Annotated in this window: 12 protein-coding genes and 1 pseudogene; 5 read left to right on the forward strand and 8 right to left on the reverse strand. The window is 70.4% G+C overall.

The genetic code is table 11. The features are described from left to right. Positions 1–147: 147 nt before the first annotated feature. The 5 genes from NQZ70_RS40500 to NQZ70_RS40520 all read right to left on the reverse strand — a co-directional run bounded on the left by NQZ70_RS40500 (position 148) and on the right by NQZ70_RS40520 (position 13,278). Positions 148–378, reverse strand: coding sequence for a hypothetical protein (locus NQZ70_RS40500; RefSeq protein ID WP_237244493.1), 231 nt, complete (start codon positions 376–378; stop codon positions 148–150). Between the two features lie 508 nt (positions 379–886). Beyond that, positions 887–1,102 (reverse strand): hypothetical protein, encoded by a 216-nt coding sequence (locus NQZ70_RS40505; protein WP_129578994.1) that lies wholly within the window; start codon positions 1,100–1,102, stop codon positions 887–889. Next, the gene (locus NQZ70_RS40510) at positions 1,099–8,328 is read right to left on the reverse strand and encodes a DUF6972 family protein (RefSeq protein WP_129578995.1); all 7,230 of its coding nucleotides are present in this window, start codon (positions 8,326–8,328) and stop codon (positions 1,099–1,101) included. The genes NQZ70_RS40505 and NQZ70_RS40510 overlap by 4 nt, the downstream gene beginning before the upstream one ends. A gap of 443 nt (positions 8,329–8,771) precedes the next feature. Continuing rightward, positions 8,772–12,653 carry a serine/threonine-protein kinase gene (locus tag NQZ70_RS40515; protein ID WP_129578996.1) on the reverse strand — a complete coding sequence of 1,294 codons (3,882 nt, stop codon included), beginning with the start codon at positions 12,651–12,653 and terminating at the stop codon, positions 8,772–8,774. 280 nt (positions 12,654–12,933) lie between these two features. After that, entirely contained in the window at positions 12,934–13,278 is a 345-nt protein-coding gene (locus NQZ70_RS40520; protein ID WP_129578997.1) for a DUF2934 domain-containing protein, read from the reverse strand. 422 nt (positions 13,279–13,700) lie between these two features. Here NQZ70_RS40520 and NQZ70_RS40525 point away from each other — a divergent pair, with 422 nt between their 5' ends. The 4 genes from NQZ70_RS40525 to NQZ70_RS40540 all read left to right on the forward strand — a co-directional run bounded on the left by NQZ70_RS40525 (position 13,701) and on the right by NQZ70_RS40540 (position 18,120). Then, on the forward strand, positions 13,701–14,738 hold the full coding sequence (locus NQZ70_RS40525; protein WP_129578998.1) for a sigma 54-interacting transcriptional regulator: 1,038 nt from the start codon (positions 13,701–13,703) through the stop codon (positions 14,736–14,738). A 180-nt stretch (positions 14,739–14,918) separates the two neighbouring features. Further along, positions 14,919–16,100 carry a cytochrome P450 gene (locus NQZ70_RS40530; RefSeq protein ID WP_129578999.1) on the forward strand — a complete coding sequence of 394 codons (1,182 nt, stop codon included), beginning with the start codon at positions 14,919–14,921 and terminating at the stop codon, positions 16,098–16,100. A gap of 111 nt (positions 16,101–16,211) precedes the next feature. Beyond that, complete coding sequence (locus NQZ70_RS40535; RefSeq protein ID WP_237244494.1) at positions 16,212–16,349, forward strand: hypothetical protein; 138 nt, start codon at positions 16,212–16,214, stop codon at positions 16,347–16,349. 571 nt (positions 16,350–16,920) lie between these two features. Then, positions 16,921–18,120 carry a glycoside hydrolase family 11 protein gene (locus NQZ70_RS40540; RefSeq protein ID WP_129579000.1) on the forward strand — a complete coding sequence of 400 codons (1,200 nt, stop codon included), beginning with the start codon at positions 16,921–16,923 and terminating at the stop codon, positions 18,118–18,120. Between the two features lie 331 nt (positions 18,121–18,451). Here NQZ70_RS40540 and NQZ70_RS40545 read toward each other — a convergent pair whose 3' ends face one another. Continuing rightward, entirely contained in the window at positions 18,452–18,871 is a 420-nt protein-coding gene (locus tag NQZ70_RS40545; RefSeq protein WP_165374410.1) for a peptidase inhibitor family I36 protein, read from the reverse strand. 174 nt (positions 18,872–19,045) lie between these two features. After that, a complete protein-coding gene (locus tag NQZ70_RS40550) occupies positions 19,046–19,894 on the reverse strand; it encodes a glycoside hydrolase family 11 protein (RefSeq protein WP_129581868.1) in 849 nt (282 codons plus the stop codon). A 606-nt stretch (positions 19,895–20,500) separates the two neighbouring features. Between NQZ70_RS40550 and NQZ70_RS40555 the strand changes: the two are divergent. After that, positions 20,501–21,151 (forward strand): annotated as a pseudogene (locus NQZ70_RS40555) (right-handed parallel beta-helix repeat-containing protein); the annotation flags it as partial. 812 nt (positions 21,152–21,963) lie between these two features. Here the strand turns inward: NQZ70_RS40555 and NQZ70_RS40560 are convergent. After that, positions 21,964–22,671, reverse strand: a complete 708-nt coding sequence (locus NQZ70_RS40560) for a glutathione S-transferase N-terminal domain-containing protein (RefSeq protein WP_129581869.1) — start codon at positions 22,669–22,671, stop codon at positions 21,964–21,966. Between the last annotated feature and the right edge of the window lie 140 nt (positions 22,672–22,811).

Consider the following 22,811-nt stretch of genomic DNA (forward strand, 5'->3'; position numbering starts at 1 on the left):
CGCATGCTCCCCTGTAAACGCCCGGGTACACGTAGTGTCACTCCGGATGCTCTCCTGTAAACGTCCGGACACACGTAGTGTCACTCTGCGGGATGCCAGGGGCGCCGCGCCTCACCACCCCCCGCCCTCACCATCCCCCCCGACCCCTCACCGCTCCGCGCGGTCGAGCCACGCGCGCGCGTCCTTCTCCAGCAGCGGATCCCCGAGCCGCACCGACAGCTCCAGGAGGTCCTCGAACTCGCGCCGCGCGAGCGCGTCGTTGCGCGCGTTCTTCAGCAGCATCGCCGCCGCCCAGCGGCCCTGCAGCACGTCGTGCCAGTAGCCCTGCTCCTCCGCCCGCGCGATGAGCTCCTTCAGCCGCTCGCGCGCGTCCCCCACCCCCCTCCATCCCGTCGAGGTACGCGATGTACATCCGGTTCGAGGCCGCCACCCGGTCGTACCCGGCCTCATCCGCACGCTCCAGCGACTCCGCGAACAGCGCCCGCGCCCGCTCGTGATCGCCCAGCCGCACGCACACGTACGCGAGGTTGTGCAGCTTCACCACCCCGGCGAGCTGATCTTCCCCCGTGGTCGTGTGGAGGTGGCTGCCCGCGCGCTCGACAACCCCTCCCCAGGCGCATGCCCAGACCTCATTGAGCGCTGCGGGTTGGTGCAGGAGCGCTGCGTCCGACCGAGCCGGGCGCCGAGCTGTCCGTGGCGGGGCGGTGCCTATGCACGAGACGCGCCGCCCCGCAGCCCTGCAGGGCAGGAGGGGGCCCTCTGCCTTACCGAAGTATAAATCTATACTTAAGGCCGAGTGCTATCGGAGGTTCGCAAATGGTACTCACCGCTTGGACTCGGCGTCCCCATAGGAGGACGGCCAATTACCGCCACACCCAGACGCGGATCACTCGTAGTGCCAACGACCCTCGACGAGATCATATTCGTCCTCGTTCAACCAGTGAACCGCATCTTCATAGGTCGCAAACCTCTCCACGGTTTCGCCGCCCTTCTGCGGATCCCGCAGTTCGAAACCGCCCTCATCACATGGCCGCAGTACGAGGAGGTACCGGCCCCGGGAGGAGCTCTCTATCCAGATCTCAACCCACGTCTCTTTCGTCATCGCGCTGGCCTCGGCCTTGGTACAAGGTGATACTTCCATACGTTCATCACAGGATCTAAACGGCCCTTGATCTCGACCGTACGAAGCGGCACGTCCGGCCGGCCTGCCTGAATTCGCCTCCCGATCGGTTGGTCGAAAGTAACCGAGAACCGCTCTGCATCTCGGATCATGCCCCCCGCAGAGCCTCTAGCCCAAACTTCGGCCTCCAGCCTCGCGAGATCCACTCCCTCGTTGAACACGTGGGCTTCCCTCCCTCGTCGCAGATCTCTCGCGACCTGCGCCCCGCCGAGGGTATGTCGCGACAACGTGTAAGCATCATCACGAACCGCCTGCGTGATGCTCACGTCGCTACCCGGAACGAGCGACGGGATCGGCTGCTGAATCCGATAACCCCCAGCCGGATCTCGTTCGATTGGTCCGGGTAGGATGGCCCCCTTCGGCCCCGTGAGCCGTGGCGGGAGCACGCCCTGCTTCTCAAGCTCCACCTGGAGTTTGATCGCATTCGGATGGACGCTCGCCTCCTTCGCCTCGAGAGACTCGATCTCGGCCTCGATCCTTTCTTTGGCCGCTTCACCTTCGACAAGGACGGCCTCTACTGGACCATAGCGAAGGTGCCGCGCAGCCGCCTCTCGAAGCTCTCTCTGGTCGGGTGGAATGGACGACAGCTCCGCCGCCCGTCGGACCTTCTCCATGTCGCCGGCGAGCGGGTGCTCGGGGCGGATCTCCTGGACCGGGAGAGCGGGCGCTTTCGTTACCTTTACGGGGGTCCTCTTGGCCTGCGCCAGCTGTGCCTTCTTTTCTTCTTCCGTTGCGCCCTTGAGCCCCAGGTCCGCCGCGTTCACTGTGTTGATGTGCTGGAGCGATTCAAGTCCATAGTTCGGCTCGTCGCCGGCCATGCCACTCGGGTCAATCATCGCAACGGGATTCCCCGTCACATAACTATACAAGTTCGGTCCATCCGCCATCCCCGCCGGATCCGCGCTCGTACATCTTCCCAGCCACGGCGCGCAGTACCGCGCCCCGTGGTAGTAAAGCCCGGTCTCCTCGTCCTTCTCCTTGCCCGTGTACCGGTACCGCTTCCGGCTCACCTCCGCGGCGCTGCTGGCCGACCAGTACGCCGTCGTCCCGTAGGGATGATACTCCTCGTAGCCGATCACGAGCCCCGCCCCGTCCACCTCCAGCGACGCCGACCCGAGGTGGTTGTCGAGCTGGTAGCGCACCCGCGGGGTCACCGTGAACGGTCCCGCCGTGTCGACCGTCTTGGTCTCCACCATCGCCACCCGCCGCGCGCCATCCATCACGTGCAGCGTCTGCCGCTCCAGCACCAGCCCCGACCCGTTGCGCCGTCGGTACACCTCGTAGCCGCCGAGATAGATGCGCTCCTCCACCAGCCCGCTGTGCTCCCACACCTTGCGCACGCGCTGCCCCGCAGCGTCGTAGTCGTAATAGACATCGCCGCCGCCTCCGAGATCCGTGCTCCGCACCTGGTCGTTCTCATCCCAGGTGAGCTCCGTGATGTGCGGCATGGCCGTCATGTTGCCGTGCGCGTCATGCGCATATGTCGCGCTGTAGGGCCCGTTCATCGGGTCCCCCGGCAGGCTTGTGCTCAGCAGCCGGTTGCTCGTCGCCTCGTAGGCATACCGCCGCGTCCAGCACCCCGTCCCCGCCTGGTGCACCATCCTCAGCAGGTTCCCCACCGCGTCGTAGACATACTGCTCCGTATAGTTCCTCAGCGCCTGCGGGTCGTTCGGGTGTGGCAGCGACTGGATCGGCAGATCGTTCTGGTCGCGCGGCGCGTCCGACAGCCCGCCCGCGTGCTCCCGCCCCGTCGCCTCGATCAGCCGGTAGACCGCGTCGTACACGTACTGCGCGCTCGGCGACACCACATCGTTGTTGAAGAACACCATCTGCTGCGCGCTGTCCCCGATCTCCACGATGTTCCCGACCGGGTCGTACACGTACCTCAGGTTCTGCAGCACCGCGCTGTCCGAGCTCCGCGTCGTCTTCAGGCGCGAGAGCCGGTACGTCAGCGAGTCATACGTATAATCCGTGAAGGTGCCGTTGCCATACTCGATCCGCTCGCGCTGCCCCTTCGCGTCGTAATCGATGTCGCCCACGAACGTCGTCCACGCCACCGCGCCGCGAATCCGCGCCTCCACCCGCTCCAGCAGCCCCGCCTCGTTGTACGTCGGCTTCACCTCGCTCGCGTCCGGCGCCGTCACGCTCGTCGGCCGGTTCAGCGCGTCGTACGCCGTCTGCGTCCCGAAGCTCTCCGTCTCCAGCAGCGGCTCGGCCGCCGTCGCGATGGCAGACACATCCGTCAGCCCCGCCAGCACCGACCAGTCGGCGTCCGCGTGCACGTCGCTCCGCAGCCGCCGCGACGCCTCCAGCACGTTGCCCTTGAAGTCGTACGCCTGGCTCGTCACCACACCCGCGCCATCATACACCTGGTACGGCCGACCGCGCAGGTTCAGCGACGTCGCCTGCGAATGCGCTTCGCCATAGACGTAACGGCGCGCCACCCGCTCGCTGCCCGAGCCCAGCTGCACGTGCTCGTGCGTCGGCCGGCGCAGGACATCGTACGACGAGCGGTAGGCGAACCCTCGCCCGTTCCACGCCCGCAGCCGCTGGCCGGTCGCGCCCGCCAGCATCCGCCGCTCCCCGCCGTCGTTGCTGTTCTGAACCAGCAGCTGCCCGCCCAGCCCGAACCGGTGCTGCATCGCCTGGTTGCCGCGCGCGTCCGTGATCAGGAGCGGCTGACCCTCGATATCCAGCGTGCTCTGCGTGACGTACTGCCCCTCGGCCCCGTTGTCCGCCACGGCGCGGAACACCCGCCCCAGCGCGTCCAGGTGGCTCACCGCCGGCGTCCCGGCGTGCGCCGCCGCGAGGTTCGCCGCCCGCCGCTCCGGGTCGCCCGCAGCCAGCGCCTGGCGCGCCGCGTACCACGCGCTCTCCAGCACCGTGTCGTTCGGATCGTGCGACGTCTGCTTCCACGCATCGAACACCACCCGCGAGAACGTTCCGTTCGGAAGGTCGGTCCGGATGAGCCGGCCGAGCGGGTCGTACCGCAGGATCGGCGTGACCCCCCACTCCACGAGCTCCGCTTCGTCCTCGTACTCGTACGTCGCGCTGAAGAACGGCTCGTACTGCTTGACCGGATTGCCCTTGTTGTCCAGCACCGTGCGCCCGGTGCCGACCCAGCGCGGCGTCGCGTGCGAGAAGACCAGGTTGCCCTGCGCGTCGTGCACCAGCGCGCCGTTCCCGTCACGCTCGGGCGCCAGCCCCGGCTCGGCGTTCACCTTGCGCAGCACCTCGTTGCCCGAGCCGTCGGAGTACGTATACGTGTCCAGCCAGCGCGTGTTGCCAGCGCCGTGCTGCTCGCGGGCGCGGGCGTGCACCACGTTCGGCTTGCCAGTGCTCTGGAATCGCTCCAGATCGTAGGTGAACGTGACCGTCGGGTCCTCGGGCGTGTCGCCCTCGCCGGCCCCCGGCTTGCCCATCACCGCCATCGCCGTGACCCTGCCCAGCGCGTCGAAGCGCACCTCGCTCACGTTGCCGTTGGCATCGGTGAGCTGCCACGGGGCGAGGACGCGGTAGTCGGGGACGGCAATCACGGCATTGCTTAGCGGATCCGTCACCTGGGTCACGAGCAGGCGATACGCGTCATAGGCCACCTGCGACGTGTTGCCGAACGGATCGACGAACGCCGTCGGCTGGTAGAAGTGGGCCGCCGAGGGCACCGCCCGCCCCGAGGACACCCAGTAGTCCGCGTCGCCCGAGAGCTGCAGGTAGCCGCCCTCCGCGAGCACGCCGCTCGTGACGCTGGCTCCGAACACGGATGTAATCAGAGAGGGCGTGAGGATCTTCGCGTAGCTCTCATACGGCAGCGCCCTGCTGCCGATCTCGCCGAACGGCAGCGGCCCCGTGAGATCGTCGCTCCAGTACCTCGTGCGCGTGTGCTGCAGCAGGCGCTTCTGGAAGGCCCCGCTCGGCGTCCCGTCGTAAGCGAGGTCCGCCGCGCCATCTGCCGCGTCGAGGACGTCCTGGAACGCGAGCACACCGTCCGAGCCGAGCGGCAGGCCGTGCAGCTCGTAGGTCCGGCTCCCGGTCGGGACCCCGATCCGATAAGCACCCGCCTCGTCGGGGACCAGGTGCACCACCTCGTGCTCCGTCAGCGTCGCCTTCCCCTCCTCCTGCTCGGGGAACTCCGCCCACGCCGCCCGGCGGCGATACCCGATCTGCGCCGTCCGCTTGACCGCGCCGTGGTTGTCGACCTCCAGCGTGAGCGCGTGCGCCACGCGCGGATCGCTCTCGTTGCGCTCGTAATGGTACTCCAGCGCCTCGCGCGGATGGGCGAAGAACACGGCGTGCGCACCGCCCACCGCGGGCTGGAGCCGCCGGAGCCCGTAGCTGCTCTCCGTGACGACGTACGGACGCGGCTCCTCCGCCGAGCCGTCGAGCGCATAAACCTCCTGGCGGAGGGGCCGTCCCTTGAGCGCCCGGCACGCCTCGCGCATTTCCACGGCGCTGAGCCCCTCGGCAAGCACCGTATCCTCCAGGCGAACCGCCCCTGCGTCGCCGGCGTAATACTCGCTCTCGTACTGCGCCGAGATCTTCGCACCCTCGACCCAGGCGCCCGTGTGAAACCACGTCTTCGTCAGCACCGGCGGCAGGTGCAGCTCGGGATCGGCGTTCGCCGCGGGCGGCGCGAAGCCCGTCCCGCTGAACGCCGAGAACGACTCCGTGTCCCGCTGCTCCACCATGCCGAAGCCGCGCATCTCCCGCTCCACCCCGTCGTAGTCGCCGTGGTGGTAAGCATACGTCGTCACGAAGCGATGCCGCGAGATCGCGTCGAACACCTCGACGCGCTCGATGACGTGCACCACGAACGGCAGCTTCGTCACCCAGGGGCGGCCCGCCGCCCGGTCGGCGAGGTAGAACTTCGTCGACGGCGCATACGTCACCGTCGTGGTTCTGCCGAGGTTGTTGGCGACCGACGTCAACAGATGCGGCTTCTTGCTCCCGAGCAGATCGATGTAGCGCACCGCCGGGCGCGCCCCGGGCAGCGACGAGGCCCACACCAGGCACCCGGTCCCGGAGCCGAGCAGATCGATCACGTCGACCGCCGCGAGCTCGCTCACGTCCGGCAGCCGCGGCAGGATCACCGGCGCAGCCAGCGTGTTGCCGGCGTTGTTCGCATAGAAGCGCACGCCGTCCGGGTGCAGGTAAACGATGTCGGTCGTCCCCGAGCCGTCCACGTCCGCGAGCCGGATGCGCTTCGGGTCGAAGCGGTCCGAGTAATCGAACCGCATGCTGCCGCCCATCTGCACCTTCGCGCCGAAGCGGCAATGACCGAGGTTCGGCCAGTAGCACACGTTACCGTTCCGGATCCGCACGAGGTCGACCAGCCCGTCGCCGCTCATGTCGGCCAGGAAGATGCTCTGCGCCGCGTCGGCGAACACGAGCGCCGGCCCGCGCTCCTCGTCGCTCGGGCGCGCAATCGTGATAGGCCGGTCGAAGCCGCCCTTGGCGAGCGACGGATACCACGTGAACGTGTCCGGCCCCGTGATCAGGATGTCCTCGTGGCCGTCGCCGTTCAGATCGATGAGACGGACGTTCGGGTCGCTCCAGTCGACGTTCGGCTGCGACGCGAACGGCCGAAACGCCGCCCAGCCCGCGTCGGTGCGGTCGAAGTAGCCCGCCACCGGTCGCTCGAACACCACCATCTCCTTGCGCCCGTCCCCGTCGACGTCGAGCAGCTGCCCGCCGTTCAGGATCGCCGGCCGCGACGGCAGCGGCCGCGCCGGAGACAGGAGGCCCCCGCCGAGGTTCTGCTTGTAATACAGCGCCTCGCCTTCCTCGATCAGCACGCCGGGCAGCGCCTCTCCGTCGAGATCGACCCACCGCCGCCCAGCCCCCGTCGCGCCGCCGGGCAGGTCGCGCAGACTCTCGGGGTCGAGCGACTTCACCTCGCGGTGAATCGCCGGCTCGCTGTACGTCAGCGCGATCGGCGGGAGCGCCTCGCGGCTGTACGCCTGGGTCTGCGGATCGCGCACATAGCCGGCCTGCGTCGCGGTGGCGAGGCGCGTGAGGTAAGCGTTCTCCGCATACGTGAGGTCGAGCGACCGGACGAGGCACGGCGCCTCGCCGAGCTCGGACATCCGGTGAAACATCAGCACGCGACGGCAGAGCCGGTACGTGCGGATCTCGAAGCCGGCGCGGTACACCGAGAACGGGTCCTGGCGGACCGGCCACGAAGCGCTCTCCTCGGGCGTGGGCGCCGCGGCGTCGTGCTCGCCGTAATCGAAGACGACCTCGAACAGGCTGCTCTCCGCGTCGCCCGGCACGGTGTTCCCGTAACGGACGCGCTTGAGATAGCGGTTCGCGACCGCCGCGCGGCCCGCGTGGCGGTGGCTCTCCGCCGCCTCGTCGCGCGCCACGCCGGTCAGGTCCTCCGCCTTGTACGCGTAGGCAACGACATTGCCCTTGTCGTCCCGGGTCTCCTCCAGCAGCCACGAGAAGATGCGCTCCGGCCTGGCCGGGTCGGCGATCCGCGCCTCCGAGCTCCGCCCGTAGACGCTCGTGATGTTGTCCGGCGTCGTCGCCGTCCAGTACACATTCCCGCTCGCCTTCACCTCGCGGCGCTCGATCCGTGCGAACGCGCCCTCCACGCGGGGACGGTAGCGGATCACCCGCTCGTCCTCCGTCTGGTACCGGTCGAGCTCGGCGCCGTCGAGCGACCGCGCGGGCACGAGATCCTCCGCGCCGGACAGCACGAACACGTCGGTCTCATGAGCGTCGTCGTAACGCGGAAGGCCCTTGTCGGTCTTTCGCGTGATGCGCGGGATCGACAGCTGCCAACCGGCGCCGAACGGGCCGTTGCCAGCCCCGGAGTCGTACGTGACCGCCATCGCTGGCCCGAACCCGGCGCGGCCGGGGCTCAGCGGCAGCTGGATCGAGAACGAGCCGGCGCCTGTCACTGGGTTCGCCGAGAACTTCTCGTCGACGCCGCGGATCGCGCCGCCGCCCTTCGGCAGCGCGGGCGCCGGCAGCGCCGGCGCCTTGGGCGCGCCGGGCAGGCCCTTCGGAGCCTCGGTGTCTCCACCGGACCTGTCCCGGGCGATGGACGCGGGGTCTCGGCTCTTGCCGCGCGCTCCGGCGTCCGGCGCGGCCGGTGATGCTTTCGGAGCAGCGGTGCTGTCGTCCTTGGGCTCACGGATGTTCATCGGTCTGCCCCTTCCCATGGCAATGGGCGGCCCACGCGCCCGGAGCGCCTCGCTCCGGCACACGGCGTCGGTCGCCGAGTCGAACTGCTCGATCGCGTGATCCGATCCTTATGAGCGTCCGCGGCCCGCCCTCGGGCACCGCATGCAGGACTGGACATGAACTATCACGGCGCGCTTCGTCCCACATGACGAAAGATGCCCCGGCCATTCGATGATCCCGCGGTACGTCCACGACCCGCACGCGGTGGACCGGCACGCGCAGCTTCCTGTCGCCGGCCATGGGAAATCGCACGGCCATCGTCGTAGGCTCGACGTATGCGTGGTGCCGGGATGCCGGATCGAACCGGTACGAAGCCCCGCGTGTCCAAAATCCTCGGCGGTCTTCTTCTCCGGGTCGCTGGATCACGCACGTCCGGAGCGCCGCCGGGCGCCCCCGCCGCCCCTCACCGCTCCGCGCGGTCGAGCCACGCGCGCGCGTCCTTCTCCAGCAGCGGATCCCCGAGCCGCACCGACAGCTCCAGGAGGTCCTCGAACTCGCGCCGCGCGAGCGCGTCGTTGCGCGCGTTCTTCAGCAGCATCGCCGCCGCCCAGCGGCCCTGCAGCACGTCGTGCCAGTAGCCCTGCTCCTCCGCCCGCGCGATGAGCTCCCTCAGCCGCTCGCGCGCGTCCCCCACCCCCTCCACCCCGTCGAGGTACGCGATGTACATCCGGTTCGAGGCCGCCACCCGGTCGTACCCGGCCTCGTCCGCCCGCTCCAGCGACTCCGCGAACAGCGCCCTCGCCCGCTCGTGATCGCCCAGCCGCACACACGCGTACGCGAGGTTGTGCAAATTGACGACCCCGTCGAAGCGGAGCCCGAGCGCCCGGTCCAGCTCGAGCGCGCGCTCGCACGCCCGCACCGCGGCCCGGAAATCCCCGGCGTAGAGCTCGATCATCGCGAGCAGCTTCGCCCGCACGGCCTCCGCCACCCGATCCCCCGGCTCCGACGCCGCCTCCGAGCGCGACAGCGCCTCCATCGCGCCCGCCCGGTCGCCCGACGTCGCCCGCGCCAGGGCGACCGACAGGAGGCCCCGCAGATCCTCGATCGGCCCGAGCGCGCCGAGGTCGAGCGCGGCGCGCCGCGCGCGCGCGAACTGCCCCTGCAGGCACGAGACCTCCACGTCCACCGTCAGCGCCTCGCGCAGGAGCTCGCGGCGCCCGACCGCCATCTCGACAACGTCGTCGAGCAGGTCGTGCGACATCCGGAACAGGTTCGTCGCCCCGAGCGCGCGGGCGAGCTCGATGCGCACCTTCGCCCGCACCTCGAGCGAGGCGCCCGCGTCCACCCGCGACAGGATGCGGTCCGCCACCGCCGAGAGCGACGGCGCCCGGCGCCCGTGGCCGACCGCCTTCGAGAGGATCTCCACCCACCCGCCGAGCTCGCCCGGGTCGCGCCGCGCCACGTCCGCCAGCTCGAACGCCCGCGTCATCGCGGCGATCGCCCCGTCGAACTGGCCCAGGCGCGCGCGGACCCCCGCCGCGCGCGCGAGGTGCCCCGCCGCGCCGTCGGCGTTGCCGAGCGCGAGCGCCTCCTCCGCCGCCCGGCCGAGGTGCCGGTCCACCATCGCGAGCCCCTTCGGATCGTCCCCGCCCACGCGATCCAGCCACTCGGCCGCGAGCCAGTGGCCGAGCGCCCGATCCGCGTCCGTCAGCATCTCGTAGGCCGCGTCCCGCACCAGCGCGTGGCGGAACGCGAGCTCCACCTCCCCGCGCAGCGTCGACTCGGGCCGCGGCTCGAGCAGCTCGCGCTTCTCCAGCGTGAGCAGCCACGACTCGAGCTGCGGCACCTGCCCGCCCCCGCCGAGCAGCGCCTCCAGCCCCCCCCGCCAGAACACCTCGCCCATCACCGCCCCGGCGCGCAGCACCCGCCGCGCCTCGGGCTCGAGCGCCGAGATCCGCGACTGCATCATCGCGAGCACCGTCTCCGGCAGCCCGCCCGCCGGCCGCTCCACCGTCGCGCGCACGAGCTCCTCGAGGAAGAACGCGTTGCCCGCCGACCGGTCGACCAGCGCCGCGAGCTCGGGCGCCGGGAGCGCGTCGCCGAGGACCTCGCGCACGATCCGCTCGCACGCGCGGCGCGACAGCTCCCCGAGCCGCATCTCCGTCGCCTCGCGGTCCTCCCAGAGATCCGGGAACGCCTCGCGCACCCCGGGGCGCGCCAGCGCCAGCAAGAGGAGCGGCTGGTGCCGCAGGTGCCGGAGGGCCGCGTCGAGCGCGTCCACCGAGCTCCGGTCGCTCCACTGCACGTCGTCGAGCACGATCAGCACCGGCTGCGCGTCGCACTCGGCCCGCAGGAAATCGAGGAACGCCCGCCGCATCTGCTCCTCGAGGACCGCGCGGTCCTGCCGGGCCGCGCGCAGCGCCGGGCTCTCCGGGAACGGCGCGTCGCAGAGCTCGCCGAGCATCTCCGCGACCCGCTCCCGCGAGGCGGCGCCGACGTTCCGCGCGACCCGCGCCGCGAGCTTCTCCCGGCGCGCCTCGAGCGGCTCGCCGTCGACGAGGCCCGCCTCCCGCCGCACGAGCGCCGCGACGAGCCCGAGCGGCGCCCCGCCGCGCATCGGATCGCCGTGCGCGCGCCACACCGCGATCGGCTCGCTGCGCGCCTCGACCCGCCGGATCAGCTCGCCGCCGAGCCGCGACTTGCCGACGCCGGCCCCGGCCGTGACCAGCACGACGCGCGCGACCCCCTCGGTGGCGCACTCGTCGAGCAGGTCCTCGAGCGCCCGGAGCTCCCGCTCGCGCCCCACGCAGGGCGTGGCCTTGCCGAGCACCCGGCGCCCGCCGTCCTGCGGGTCGCGCGCGCCGAGCAGCGTGGGGCCCTGGCTGCCCGCGGCGATCTCGAAGCGATCGCCGAGGAGCGCGGCCGTCATCTGGTCGATGAGCACCGGCCGGCCCGAGGACGGGTCGTCCGAGGCGTGGCGCACCCGCGCGTCGAGCAGCGCGCCGGCGCGGTCGATGACCTGCCCCACCGCCTGCGTCCCGGCGATGACGTCCCAGCCGGTCGCCAGCGCCACCCACGCCCCGGGCAGGAGCGCGTGGATCGAGAGGGCGCAGCGGGCGGCGTTCGCGGCGAGGTCGGTCGGCGAGCCCGCGCCGGCGACGACCGCGGCGACCGAGCCGTCGGCGAGCACCTCCAGGACCGCGCCGTGCGACTGCGCGGCCTGCCGGACCTCGTGGAACGGCGTGCTCGGCGGCGGCGCGGGCCGGGGCCGCACCGGCGGCGCCGGCGCGAACAGGTCCGCGGGCAGCGCCTCCCTGCTGCCGGACACGACCGTGGCGTGGTGGCCCGACAGCACCGTGTCGTTGGCCCGCGGGGGCGGGCTCGCCGCGCCGTGCGGGCGGCCCGACGGCGGCCCGCGCTTGCCGGCGCTCATCTCGGCCGCGAGCACGACGCTGACGAGCCGGCGCTCGCTCTTCGTCAGCGCCGGGGTCGGCAGGCCGGTGCCGCTCGACATGCTGCCCTCGACGACGCTCAGCATCCGGAGCTCGGCGGCGACCTCGCCCGCGTCCCCGGGGCGCTCCGCGGGGTTCTTGGCGAGCAGCCGGGTCACGAGCAGATCGAGCGGCGGCGGGATGTTCGGGCAGAACGTGCTCGGGCGCGGCGCGGCCTCGAAGAGCACCTTGGCGAGGACCGACAGCGGGTGCTGGGCGACGAACGGCGAGCGCCCGGTGAGGCACTCGAACAGGAGGCACCCGATCGAGTAGAGGTCGACGCGCGCGTCGACGTCGAGATCGCCGCGGACCCGCTCCGGCGCCATGTAGGCGGGCGTGCCGATCGCCGAGCCGGTGAGGGTGAGCTCGTAGGTCGCGTCCGCCTGGCGCGCGATGCCGAAGTCGATGAGCTTCGCGCTCCCGATGTCGCCGCGCGGCAGGAACACGTTCGTCGGCTTGAGGTCGCGGTGCACGATGCCGCGCGCGTGGACGGCGGCGAGCGCCTCGGCGACGCGGCCGACGAGCATCAGGCTGGCCTCGATCCCGAGCGGCCCGCGCGACAGCCGCGCGCCGAGGTCCTCGCCCTCGAGCCACTCCATGGCGAGGTAGTAGAGCCCGTCCGCCGTCACGCCGTGGTCGATGTACCGGGCGACGGCGGGGTGCTCGAGCTCCGCGAGCAGGCGCGCTTCCCGCTGGAAGCGCACGACGTGCTCCCGGCCCTGGTTGAAGATCACCTTGAGGGCCACCGCCTGGCCGCTCTGCCGGTCGACCGCCCGCCACACCGCGCCCATCCCGCCGGAGCCCGCGAGGCGTTCCAGCTGGAAGCGGTTGGCGAGGACGTGACCTGAATGCATGGCGAAAGTATCGGGGTGCGGAGCTTCGCGGTCCAGGCGACCGGCGCGCGCGTGGACCGCGATCCGTGGGCCCATCGCCCACGTCCATCGCGAGGATACCCATCCCGCGGCGCCTCTACGAGCCTCGACGGCCCCCGGAGCGCGGCGGCGTCGCGCAGCGCTCCTTCCCCTCCCCCCTTCCTCCCCCCTCCGCGGACACCCTCGCTGGATCTCGCCAGCGTGCCGGTCGACCGCGCGCGGGCCGGCGCGCGGCGGCGCCGCGGGCCGCCTGCGCAGGATCTCAGCTGGCGAGGCGCTCGAGCCGCGCGTCGACCTCTCGCTCGGCGTTCAGCCAGTCCTCAACGGGGTTGTTCCGGAAGCCGGCCCTCTCGGCATATCCATAGGCCACCTTGGCGATCAGGCGGTGCCGCTCCTCGCGCGACGGGCGCGGGGGCGGAGGCGCGGCCTTCGGGGCCTCGACGCGCGCGCGCTCGGCCGCGAGCTGCTCCACGGCCGGAGAGGGCCTCTCGACGGCGGCGGGGGCGGAGACCGCGCTGGCCGGCCGCGTCGCGGCGGCGGGGGCAGCGAGCGGGCTCGGGACCTTCGTGGTCTTCGTGCGGGCCGGGGTCTTGCGCTTCGAGCTCATCTCGTCGTCTCTCCTTTCGGGTACACGGGTCGACTAACCCAGGTCCGCGCGCACGCACAAATTTTGAGCACGTAGTTCTTCGGCGCCGGTCGCCCCCCTCGGGTTCTCCCTTCCCACACGACCTTGATCCGCGGTAGAGTGGTTGTCGCTGTCCGGGTGACATCATCCGGCATCTGTCAGTCACCGTCCTTCGTTGATCATTGTGGCCGGCCGCCCGCCAGCGTCCGTCGTCGTCCCCGGTAGCTCATCCCCGGCCGCCGCCTGCGCCGAGGGCAGCGCGGTGACGTCGACAACGGCAGACGCGCCGCTCGCCGTCTGCCCGCGAATTGCCACGAGTCGCTCACGAATCGAGGAGATGCGATGTGGAAGCAAGCGCAGCCCCTTCCCGGCGCACCGAACACCTCTGCTCCTTCGGTGGCGGGATGACGCGCGTCCTGTGGATCGAGGACGAGAGCGAGGTGCGCGTCGTCGGCGCGTCGGAGCGCTGGGCGCGCGCGATGGAGCGGCTGCGCGAGCTCTCGGAGCACGCGCGCGCGCCGCTGCTCATCGCGGGCGAGCCGGGCACGGGCAAGGAGCTCTGCGCGCGGCTGCTCCACGCGGCGAGCCCGCGCGCGGGCGGGCCGTTCGTGGCGGTGAGCGCGGCGCGCCTCCCGGCCGAGCGCCTGCGGGAGGAGCTCTTCGGCGTGGAGGCGGGGGCGGACGGGCGGCGCGCGGCGCGCCCCGGGCTGCTCGAGCTCGCCGACGGGGGCACGCTGTTCCTCGACGAGATCGGCGCGCTCCCGCTCGAGCTCCAGCCGCCGCTCCTCGGCGTGCTCGACGGCGCGCCGTTCCGCCGGATCGGCGGCGGGGAGGCGCTGGTCGCCGACGTGCGCGTCATCGCCGCCACGGCGCGCGATCTGGGCGCTCTCGTGGTGGAGGGCTCGTTCCACGAGGGGCTCCACCAGCGCGTCGGCGCGCTCGGGCTCTCGCTCCCGCCGCTGCGCGAGCGCGACGGCGACGTGCGCCGGCTGGCCGAGCTCTTCCTGGAGCGCCAGAGCGCCGCCGCCGGGCTCCCGCGGGGCGGGATCACCCCGCGCGCCCTCGCGCAGCTCGAGGCGTACCCCTGGCCGGGGAACGTCCGCGAGCTCCGGGGCGTGGTCGAGCGCGCGTCCCTCCTCGCCCGCGGCGCGCCGCTCGATCTCGAGCACCTGCCGCCCGAGATCGCCGCGGCGCCGCGGCCGGCCGCCGCGACGCCGCGCTCGGGCCCGCCGGGCGCGCTGCGGCCGTCGCCCCCGGCGCGGGGGAGCGCGTCGCTCGGGGAGGCCGTGCGCCGGCACATCCTCGCGGTCTACGCCGCGCAGGGCGGCAACGTCACCCGCACGGCGAGCGCGCTCGGGATCACGCGGGTCTCGCTCCGCCGTCACCTGCGCCAATACCTCGCCGCGGAGGCGCGCGACAAGGAGCCGCTCAGCAGCCGTTAGCGCCGCGTCGCGCGTTTCCACGCGCTTCGCCGCCCTCCTGAAAATTGGCGCTGTATCAATAACCCGCCCATGGATCGAAGGGGTCATTTCCTTCGTCCCGGACGCCCGCGCATTGACGCTGTCCGCGCGTTCGCGGACCATGAGGGGCTTCGTCGAACTGCCCGACGCCAGGGAGGATGCATGAGCCATCGCCTGAATCTGCTCTCTCCGGAGCTGCGCGCGAACCCGTATCCTTTTTATGCGGAGCTGCGCCGCTCCGCTCCTGTATGCCAGGTCGATCCGGGAGGTCTGTGGGCGCTCAGCCGTTACGACGACGTCGCCTTCGCCCTCAAGAACACCGAGCTGTTCTCGGCGCAGGGCGGCCGGGTCGGGGTGCTCCCGCCCTGGCTCGATCGCAATCCGATGGCCGACTCGTTGCTGCTCATGGATCCGCCGGAGCACACGAAGACGCGGGCCATCGTGACCCGCGCGTTCAGCGCGCGCGTGATCCCGCGGATCGAGCCCGTGCTGCGCGCGGTGACCCGGGAGTTCGTCGAGCGGCTGACGCCCGGGCGCGAGCTCGATTTCTACGCCGAGCTCGCGATGCCCCTCCCGGCGGCGGCCATCGCCGATCTCCTCGGCCTCGACCCGGCGCTGCGCGCCCATTTCCAGCGCTGGACCGCGGACTTCGTCGCCACCGCCGCGGCCACGCCGGAGATGAGGCCGGGCATCCGCGCCACCATCGTCGAGCTCGAGCGGTACCTCCTGGAGGTCATCGCGGCGCGGCGCGCCGCCCCGCGGGACGATCTCGTGAGCGACCTCCTCTCGACCCGGCTCGACGGCGTCGCGCTCACCGAGCGCGAGCTCGTGAGCTTCCTCTTCCTGCTGCTGGCCGCCGGGTTCGAGGCGACGACCCACCTGCTCGACGCCGCGCTGGTGCTCCTCATGGATCACCCCGAGGTGTACGCGCGGATCCGCGCGGACCCGGCGCTGATCCCGGCCTTCCTCGAGGAGGCGCTGCGGTTCGAGCCGCCGGCCCAGATCGCTTTGCGGCAGGCGAAGACCGATGTGGAGATCCGGGGCGTCGAGGTGCCGGCCGGCGCGTTCGTGGCGGCGCTCATCGGCTCGGCCAACCGCGACGAGCGGGTCTTCCCGGATCCGGATCGGTTCGATATCGACCGCGAGCGGCAGGTGGGGCTGTCGTTCGGCCACGGCGTCCACTTCTGCCTCGGCGCGGCGCTCGCGCGCGCCGAGGCGAAGATCGGGCTCGAGGTGCTGGCGTCCCTCCCGGGGCGGTTCGAGCGGACAGGGCGGGCGCCGGCGTGGAACCTCTCGCTGCTGATGCGAGGTCTGAAGGAGTGCTGGGTGCGGTACGTGCTTTGAGCCGCGCCCGGCGGTGCCCGACGGGGCGGTCGCGCACGAGCGAACGGCAGAGTCCGACGCAGGCTCGATCCCGAGCGGCCCGCGAAAAATAACCATGCGATCAAACCCGGTGTGTGGGGTGTAAACCACATTGTCTCCGGGCGGCTCCGCTATCGCATCGACGGGCTCGACGCTCGAGAGATGCTGCTCGATCCGGAGCGCCCTGGGCGCGTCGGCCCCGAGGTGGATGCATCAGGCCGCCCCCGATGATCCGGCGCGTATCTGCACGAATTTCCACCACAAAACCGGTTACCCCGGTTCTAGGATCGAACCCGCGCGCGCAACGGGACTGTACCTTGCACGGCGCTGCAGAGAGCGCTGCATGGACAAGCGATGGGGGGGGATAGAAAAGACTCTTGACTTTCCCCCCACGTATGTATGAATATCCTAATCCCTCTTGGCGGTCCGGGCCGTTCTCGGCCGGGCGGCGCAGTCGGTTGCAGGACCGCCGAGGGCCGACTCCGAGTGATGCTACTTGCCGGGGTTGCTTGCTTCTCGTCGCTGTTCGTCCGAGTCGTTCTTGCTTTCTCCGAGTGATGCCCGGCCCTATCGCACTCGGTACTCGGATGTGAGCAGCTGCCCGACAGACATCGTGATTGCCAGGCATGTGGTCGGCGCAGGCCCGCGGGAGCATTCGTGATCACCGGATCACGAGCACGCGGGCTGGAAAATGTTAACGCTAACCAAAGAATCGGAGGGCTCGCGGGCGTCTTGATGGTTCACAAATCCATCTCGACCACAAGACCGCGGCTCAACCGGTTCGATCATGGAGAAATCTTAAATGCGCATCGCTACCTTACTTGGCTACTTATCCGCTACGGTCGCATGCAGCCTGCTGGCGTGCAGCGTTGAGCAGATCGCGGACGACGAGGACGCCGCGCTCCTCGACTCCGCGTTGGACAGCTCGGACCGCTCGATGACGGCGAACGTCGCCGTCACGTCGGACTGGGGGAGCGGCTACTGCGCGAACGTGACGGTGAAGAACAACACCCGCAACCCGGGGACCACCGGCTGGAGCGTGGTGATCGGGCTCAACGGCTCGACGACGAACAACGTGTGGAACGCGAAGCCCTCGGGATCGAGCGGGCAGATCACCACCACGAACGTGGACCATAACGGAGCGGTGCCCATGGGCCGCTCGACGGAGTTCGGGTTCTGCGCGAACGGCACCGGGCGGCCTTCGATCGTCTCGGTCACCGGCAGCGGCGGCACGACCAGCGGCACGACCACATCCTCCTCGTCGAGCAGCAGCTCGAGCTCGACCACGAGCTCCTCGTCGAGCTCCTCGGCGACCACCGGCGTAGGCGGCGGCGGCGGCGCGGGCGGCGGCGGCGGCGCGGGCGGCGGCGGCGGCGCGGGCGGCGGCGGCGGCGCGGGCGGCGGCAGCACGTGCACGGCTGCCGACAACCAGTTCTGCTCCAATCAAACTGGCACCCATTGCGGCTACACCTTCGAATATTGGAAGGACACCGGGACCGGATGCCTGACCAACACGAACGATGGCTTCAACGTGACGTGGAGCAACATCAACAACCTGCTCGGCCGTAAAGGCATCAGGCCCGGCACGAAGAACACGGTCGTCAACTACACCGCCGACTACCGGCCGAACGGCAACTCGTACATGGGTGTCTATGGGTGGACCAAGGGCCCGCTCATCGAGTACTACATCGTCGACAGCTGGGGCAGCTGGCGTCCGCCGGGCGGCGAGGGGTTCATGGGTACCGTCACCAGCGATGGGGGCACCTATGACATCTACCGGACCCAGCGCGTCAATCAGCCTTCCATCGAGGGCAACACGACCTTCTATCAGTACTGGAGCGTCCGCAAGGACAAGCGCACGAGCGGCACCATCACCGTCGGCAACCACTTCGACGCATGGACGCGCCTGGGGATGAACCTGGGGAGCCTGTACGAGGTCTCGATGCTCGTCGAAGGGTATCAGAGCAGCGGCTCTGCCAACGTGCACTTCTCCATGAGATGAGCGCCGGGCCTTGAGCTCGGACTCCCTCTCCCTCACCGGGTTGGGCGCTCGCGATCACGAGCGCCTCCCGAACCAGCTCATCCACATCGGCCGGGCTCCCTGACACCCGAGCGCGATCACGGCGCCCGCCCCGTCGACCGGAGGTCTCCGGGGCGGGCGCGCCGTGATCGGGCTGCGGGGCGAGGGCTGCTGCGAGGGCCGCCAGGCCGCGTTCAGCTGTAAGGGACGTCCGATCTTCCCCTCGCGTCCCTGGCGCGCTCGCGGTCCTCTTCTCATCAATGGATCTTCGCCTCAGCGTTCTAGCGGAGGCGGTGCTCCACCCATCGTGGCGTCAGAAGACGTAGACGCTCTTGGGGATGAACGGCAGCGGGCTGAGGCCGCTCTCCGCCGAGATGGGGTACGGGTAGCCGAGGCAGTTCTCGTTCGGGAACATCGCGGCGCCGACGCCGTTGGTGTTGTAGGCCGAGTGCGCCCTTCCCTCCCAGCCGTGCTCCGGGAGGTTGACGCACGTGCCCACCTGCGGGTTCAGCGCCCGGACGTTGAAGATCTCCCCGCCGTAGCCCTCCTCCTCGAAGAGACAGAGGACGCCGTCGAACGGGCAGGGAACGGGGTCCTCCTCCTGCGCCGAGGCCACCTCGGGGAGCAGCAGGCCTGCCCCCGCGAGGAGGCCGACGCCGACCAGGGCACGCAAGCCCAGGGAGCGGGACGGAGTGAGACGACGCAGGTTCTGAACGTGCTCGAGCCAGTGCATGTGGTTTCCTCCTCCTGCCCACCCATGGGCAGGTACTACGGAGCCACCAGCACCGGAGGCCATTCACGCATTCCCGGCCTTCGACGGCCGTTATCAAACCGTGACAGGAAAGACACGCGGGATGTTCGGCGGGCGGGATCCGCGCCGCGCGCGGCGGCGCTCAAGGCCCAGCGTTCATTCCATCGAGAATTTTACATCGGCCTGCCCGCTGCTTTGATACCCTTCCACGGTCATCGAGACCTCGTACAGGCTCCCCAGGTTCATCCCGAGGCGCTGCCATGCGTTGAAGTGGTTGGCAACGGTGATGGTGCCGCTCGTGCGCTTCTCCTTGCGGACGCTCCAGAACTGATAGAAGGTCGCGGTGCCCTCGATGGAAGGCTGGTTCCTCCGCTCGGTCCGGTAGATGTCATAGGAGCCGCCGTCGCTGTCGACGGTACCCATGAACCCCTCTCCGCCCGGCGGACGCCAGGTGCCCCAGCTGTCGACGATGTAATACTCGATGAGCGGGCCCTTGGTCCACCCATAGACACACAGATACGAATTCCCGTTCGGGCGATAGTTGGCTTCGTAGGTGACGATCTGGTCCTTGGACCCGGGCCTCAGGCCTTTACGACCCAACAAGTTGTTGATGTTGTTCCAATCTACGCTGAAGCCATCACTCTTGTTGGTCAGGCATCCACTCCCCGAGTCCTTCCAGTACTCGTAGGTGTATCCGCAATGGGTGTTCGTCCCATTGTTGCAGACCTCCCTGTCGGGCTCCGTGCACGCCGCAGGCATGCCGCCGGTCGAGCTCGAGCTCGTGGTCGCGCCCGCGCTCGTGGTCGCGCCCGCGCTCGTGGTCGCGCCCGCGCCCCCGGTCCCGTCCGAGCCCCCGGCCCCGCTCGTCGTCGTCGTCGTCGCGCCGCTGCTGGTCGTGACGCCCGTGGTCGCGCTGCTCGACGCGTCCGAGCCCCCGGCCCCGCTCGTCGTCGTCGTCGTCGTCGTCGTCGTTACGCCGCTGCTCGTAACGCCGCCCGTGGTCACGCTCCCCGGCCCAGCCGAGCTGCCGCCCGACCCGGGATCCCCAGAGGAATCGTCCGACCCCGCGCAACCCACGACAGCGAACCCTAAAACCAAAGTGAAAGTTTGTAGTGAAGCTAGACGCACAGATCCTCCTTGGCTTGATGACGCTAATTCCCGGCAGCCGACTTTGTGATCACGGCTGGCACCAGCGCTTGGCGCCGCAACGACCCAGAGGGGCGTTCCAGCCGCCGATCCAGGGCCCGCTCTCAGGGCTCGACCTGGCCAAGCTGCGAACAAGGCCGCAAAACCGATTAAGGTTGGTTTACTAACAGTTACCGAGACGATCCGCCCGCGATCGACCGGATGGCATAAGGGGGTAGAAAAAGCAAAACGATTCGAGCGAGCCGCCTCGCTCCCGCGAGGCCTTCCCCAGCATAGCGCGCCCGTGCTACGGCGGCTGGAGATTGGAACGGCTGGGGACGATCCCGTGGGAACCCTCGTTGGCAGGGAGAACGGCTGGCTGCTCTCCGGACGAACGCGAGGCGCGCGCTGGTCGGCGAGCTCGGCGTGCCGCGCAGGGCGCCGCGCGCGCGGCGGACGACGCGTGAGCAGGAGGTCTTGACGATGATGACGCGGAGGGGTTCGAAGGAGCTTTGGGCGGTCCTCGTCGCGGCGCCGTGCGCGCTCGCGGCGGAGGCGGCGTCGGCGGCGACGTTGACCGTGGGCCCGGGGAAGACGCACGCGACACCCTGCCAGGCGATCGCGGCGGCGAGCGACGGCGACACGATCGAGATCGACGCGGCCGGCAGCTACGCCGGCGACGTCTGCGGCTGGTCGAAGGACGGGCTCACGTTGCGCGGCGTCGGTGGGCTCGCGAAGATCGACGCGGCGGGGAAGAGCTCGGGCGGCAAGGCGATCTGGGTCATTGCCGGGGACGACACGGTCGTCGAGAACATCGAGTTCACGGGCGCCGCGGTCCCGGATCAAAACGGCGCGGGCATCCGTCAGGAGGGCGCGAATCTCACGGTCCGCGGCTGCTTCTTCCACGACAACGAGAACGGCATCCTCGCGGGCGACAACGCGTCGAGCACGATCCTCGTCGAGCACACCGAGTTCGCGAGGAACGGCGCCGGCGACGGCCAGTCGCACAACCTCTACATCAACCACGTCGCCAAGCTGATCTTCCAGCACAACTACTCGCACGCCTCGAACGCCGGCCACCTGCTGAAGACGCGCGCGCTCGAGAACCACGTGCTCTACAACCGCCTCACGCAGGAGGACGGCACTGGCAGCTATGAGATCGACGTCCCGAGCGGCGGCCTGACGTTCATCATCGGCAATCTCGTCCAGCAGGGGCCGAGCACCGGCAACGGCTCCATCGTGGCGTATCGCCTCGAGTCGAGCGGGGCGAACGCGAACACCGAGCTCTTCGTCGTGAACAACACGTTCGTCAACGAGCGCCCGAACGGCGGCACGTTCCTCAACATCGACGCGAGCGCGGCCCCAGCGGTCGTCCGGAACAACATCTTCGCCGGTCCGGGAACGCTGACGAACCAGGGCGACGCGAGCCTCGGGGCGAACTTCCAGGGAGATCCGAGGTTCGTCGACCAGGCCGCGTTCGACTACCGGCTGCAGGACGGCTCGCCCTGCGTGGATCAGGGCGAGGCGCCGGGGATGGGCGGCGGGATCGATCTGACCCCCAAGTTCCACTACGTGCACCCGGCCGGCGCCACGGGGCGCACGACGGTCGGCACGATCGACATCGGCGCCTACGAGGTCGGCGGTGAGGGAGGCTCGGGCGGCAGCGGCGGCGGTGCCGCGAGCGGCAGCGGCGGTGCCGCGAGCGGCAGCGGCGGCGCCGGCGCGAGCGGAGGAGGCAGCGGCGCCAGCGGCGGAGGCACGGGCGCAAACGGAGGCGTTGGCGGAGGCGCGGGCGGAAGCGACGACGGAGGCGCCGGCGAGGATGGGAGCTGCGGGTGCCGGGTCGGCGGCGGCGGCGGCGCTCGGGGCTCGTTCGGCTGGATCGCGGGCCTCGTGATCGGCGCGGCCGTCGTGGCGCGCGGCGGCCGGCGCCGCCCGCCGGTCGGCGGTCAGCCGTTGCGCGACGGAACGTCCAGCCCGCGCACCACCGCCGGCCGCGCGACGAAGGCGTCGAGCACGCGCTTCACCTCCTTGAAGCCGTCGAATCCCACCAGCTCCCCCGCGCCGTAGAAGCCCACGAGGTTGCGCACCCACGGAAAGATCGCGACGTCGGCGATGGTGTAGTCATCGCCCAGCATCCACGCGCGCCCGCGCAGGTGGCGGTCGAGGACGCCCAGCAGCCGCTTCGACTCCGCGGTGTAGCGGTCGCGCGGCCGCTTGTCCTCGTAGTCCTTGCCGGCGAACTTGTGGAAGAAGCCGAGCTGGCCGAACATGGGGCCGATGCCGCCCATCTGGAACATCACCCACTGGATCGTCTCGTAGCGGCGCGCCGCGTCCTGCGGCAGCAGCTGCCCGCTCTTCTCCGCCAGATACAGCAGGATCGCGCCGGACTCGAACAGCGCGAGCGGCTTGCCGCCCGGGCCCTGCGGGTCGAGGATCGCCGGGATCTTGTTGTTCGGGTTGAGCGAGAGGAACTCTGGCGAGAGCTGGTCGTTCGTATCGAAGGAGACAAGGTGGGCCTCGTAGGGCAGGCCCATCTCCTCCAGCGCGATCGACACCTTCACGCCGTTGGGCGTGGCCAGCGAGTAAAGCTGGATGCGATCGGGATGCTGCGCAGGCCACTTGCGTGTGATGGGGTAGGAAGACAAATCGGTCATACGGGATCTCTTGTTGTTGGAAGCGCCGGTGTGAACCACGTCGGCCGGTTCGCGGCCGGGACGCGAGGCACTCTCGCGCCCGCGGGAGAGGAAATCGAAACGGTTCGGAGGCGTCAAGCCCCCGCCGAGGGACGCGCCCC

The sequence above is a fragment of the Sorangium sp. So ce836 genome, from assembly GCF_028553905.1.
GTDB classification, from domain to species: Bacteria; Myxococcota_A; Polyangia; order Polyangiales; family Polyangiaceae; genus Sorangium; species Sorangium cellulosum_D.

Coding starts and splice junctions, on each gene's coding strand:
- NQZ70_RS40520 (WP_129578997.1), bottom strand. CDS start 13,278: ATGAGCTCGAAGCGCAAGACCCCGGCCCGCACGAAGACCACGAAGGTC.
- NQZ70_RS40505 (WP_129578994.1), bottom strand. CDS start 1,102: ATGACGAAAGAGACGTGGGTTGAGATCTGGATAGAGAGCTCCTCCCGG.
- NQZ70_RS40540 (WP_129579000.1), top strand. CDS start 16,921: ATGCGCATCGCTACCTTACTTGGCTACTTATCCGCTACGGTCGCATGC.
- NQZ70_RS40530 (WP_129578999.1), top strand. CDS start 14,919: ATGAGCCATCGCCTGAATCTGCTCTCTCCGGAGCTGCGCGCGAACCCG.
- NQZ70_RS40560 (WP_129581869.1), bottom strand. CDS start 22,671: ATGACCGATTTGTCTTCCTACCCCATCACACGCAAGTGGCCTGCGCAG.
- NQZ70_RS40545 (WP_165374410.1), bottom strand. CDS start 18,871: ATGCACTGGCTCGAGCACGTTCAGAACCTGCGTCGTCTCACTCCGTCC.
- NQZ70_RS40510 (WP_129578995.1), bottom strand. CDS start 8,328: ATGAACATCCGTGAGCCCAAGGACGACAGCACCGCTGCTCCGAAAGCA.
- NQZ70_RS40515 (WP_129578996.1), bottom strand. CDS start 12,653: ATGCATTCAGGTCACGTCCTCGCCAACCGCTTCCAGCTGGAACGCCTC.
- NQZ70_RS40525 (WP_129578998.1), top strand. CDS start 13,701: ATGACGCGCGTCCTGTGGATCGAGGACGAGAGCGAGGTGCGCGTCGTC.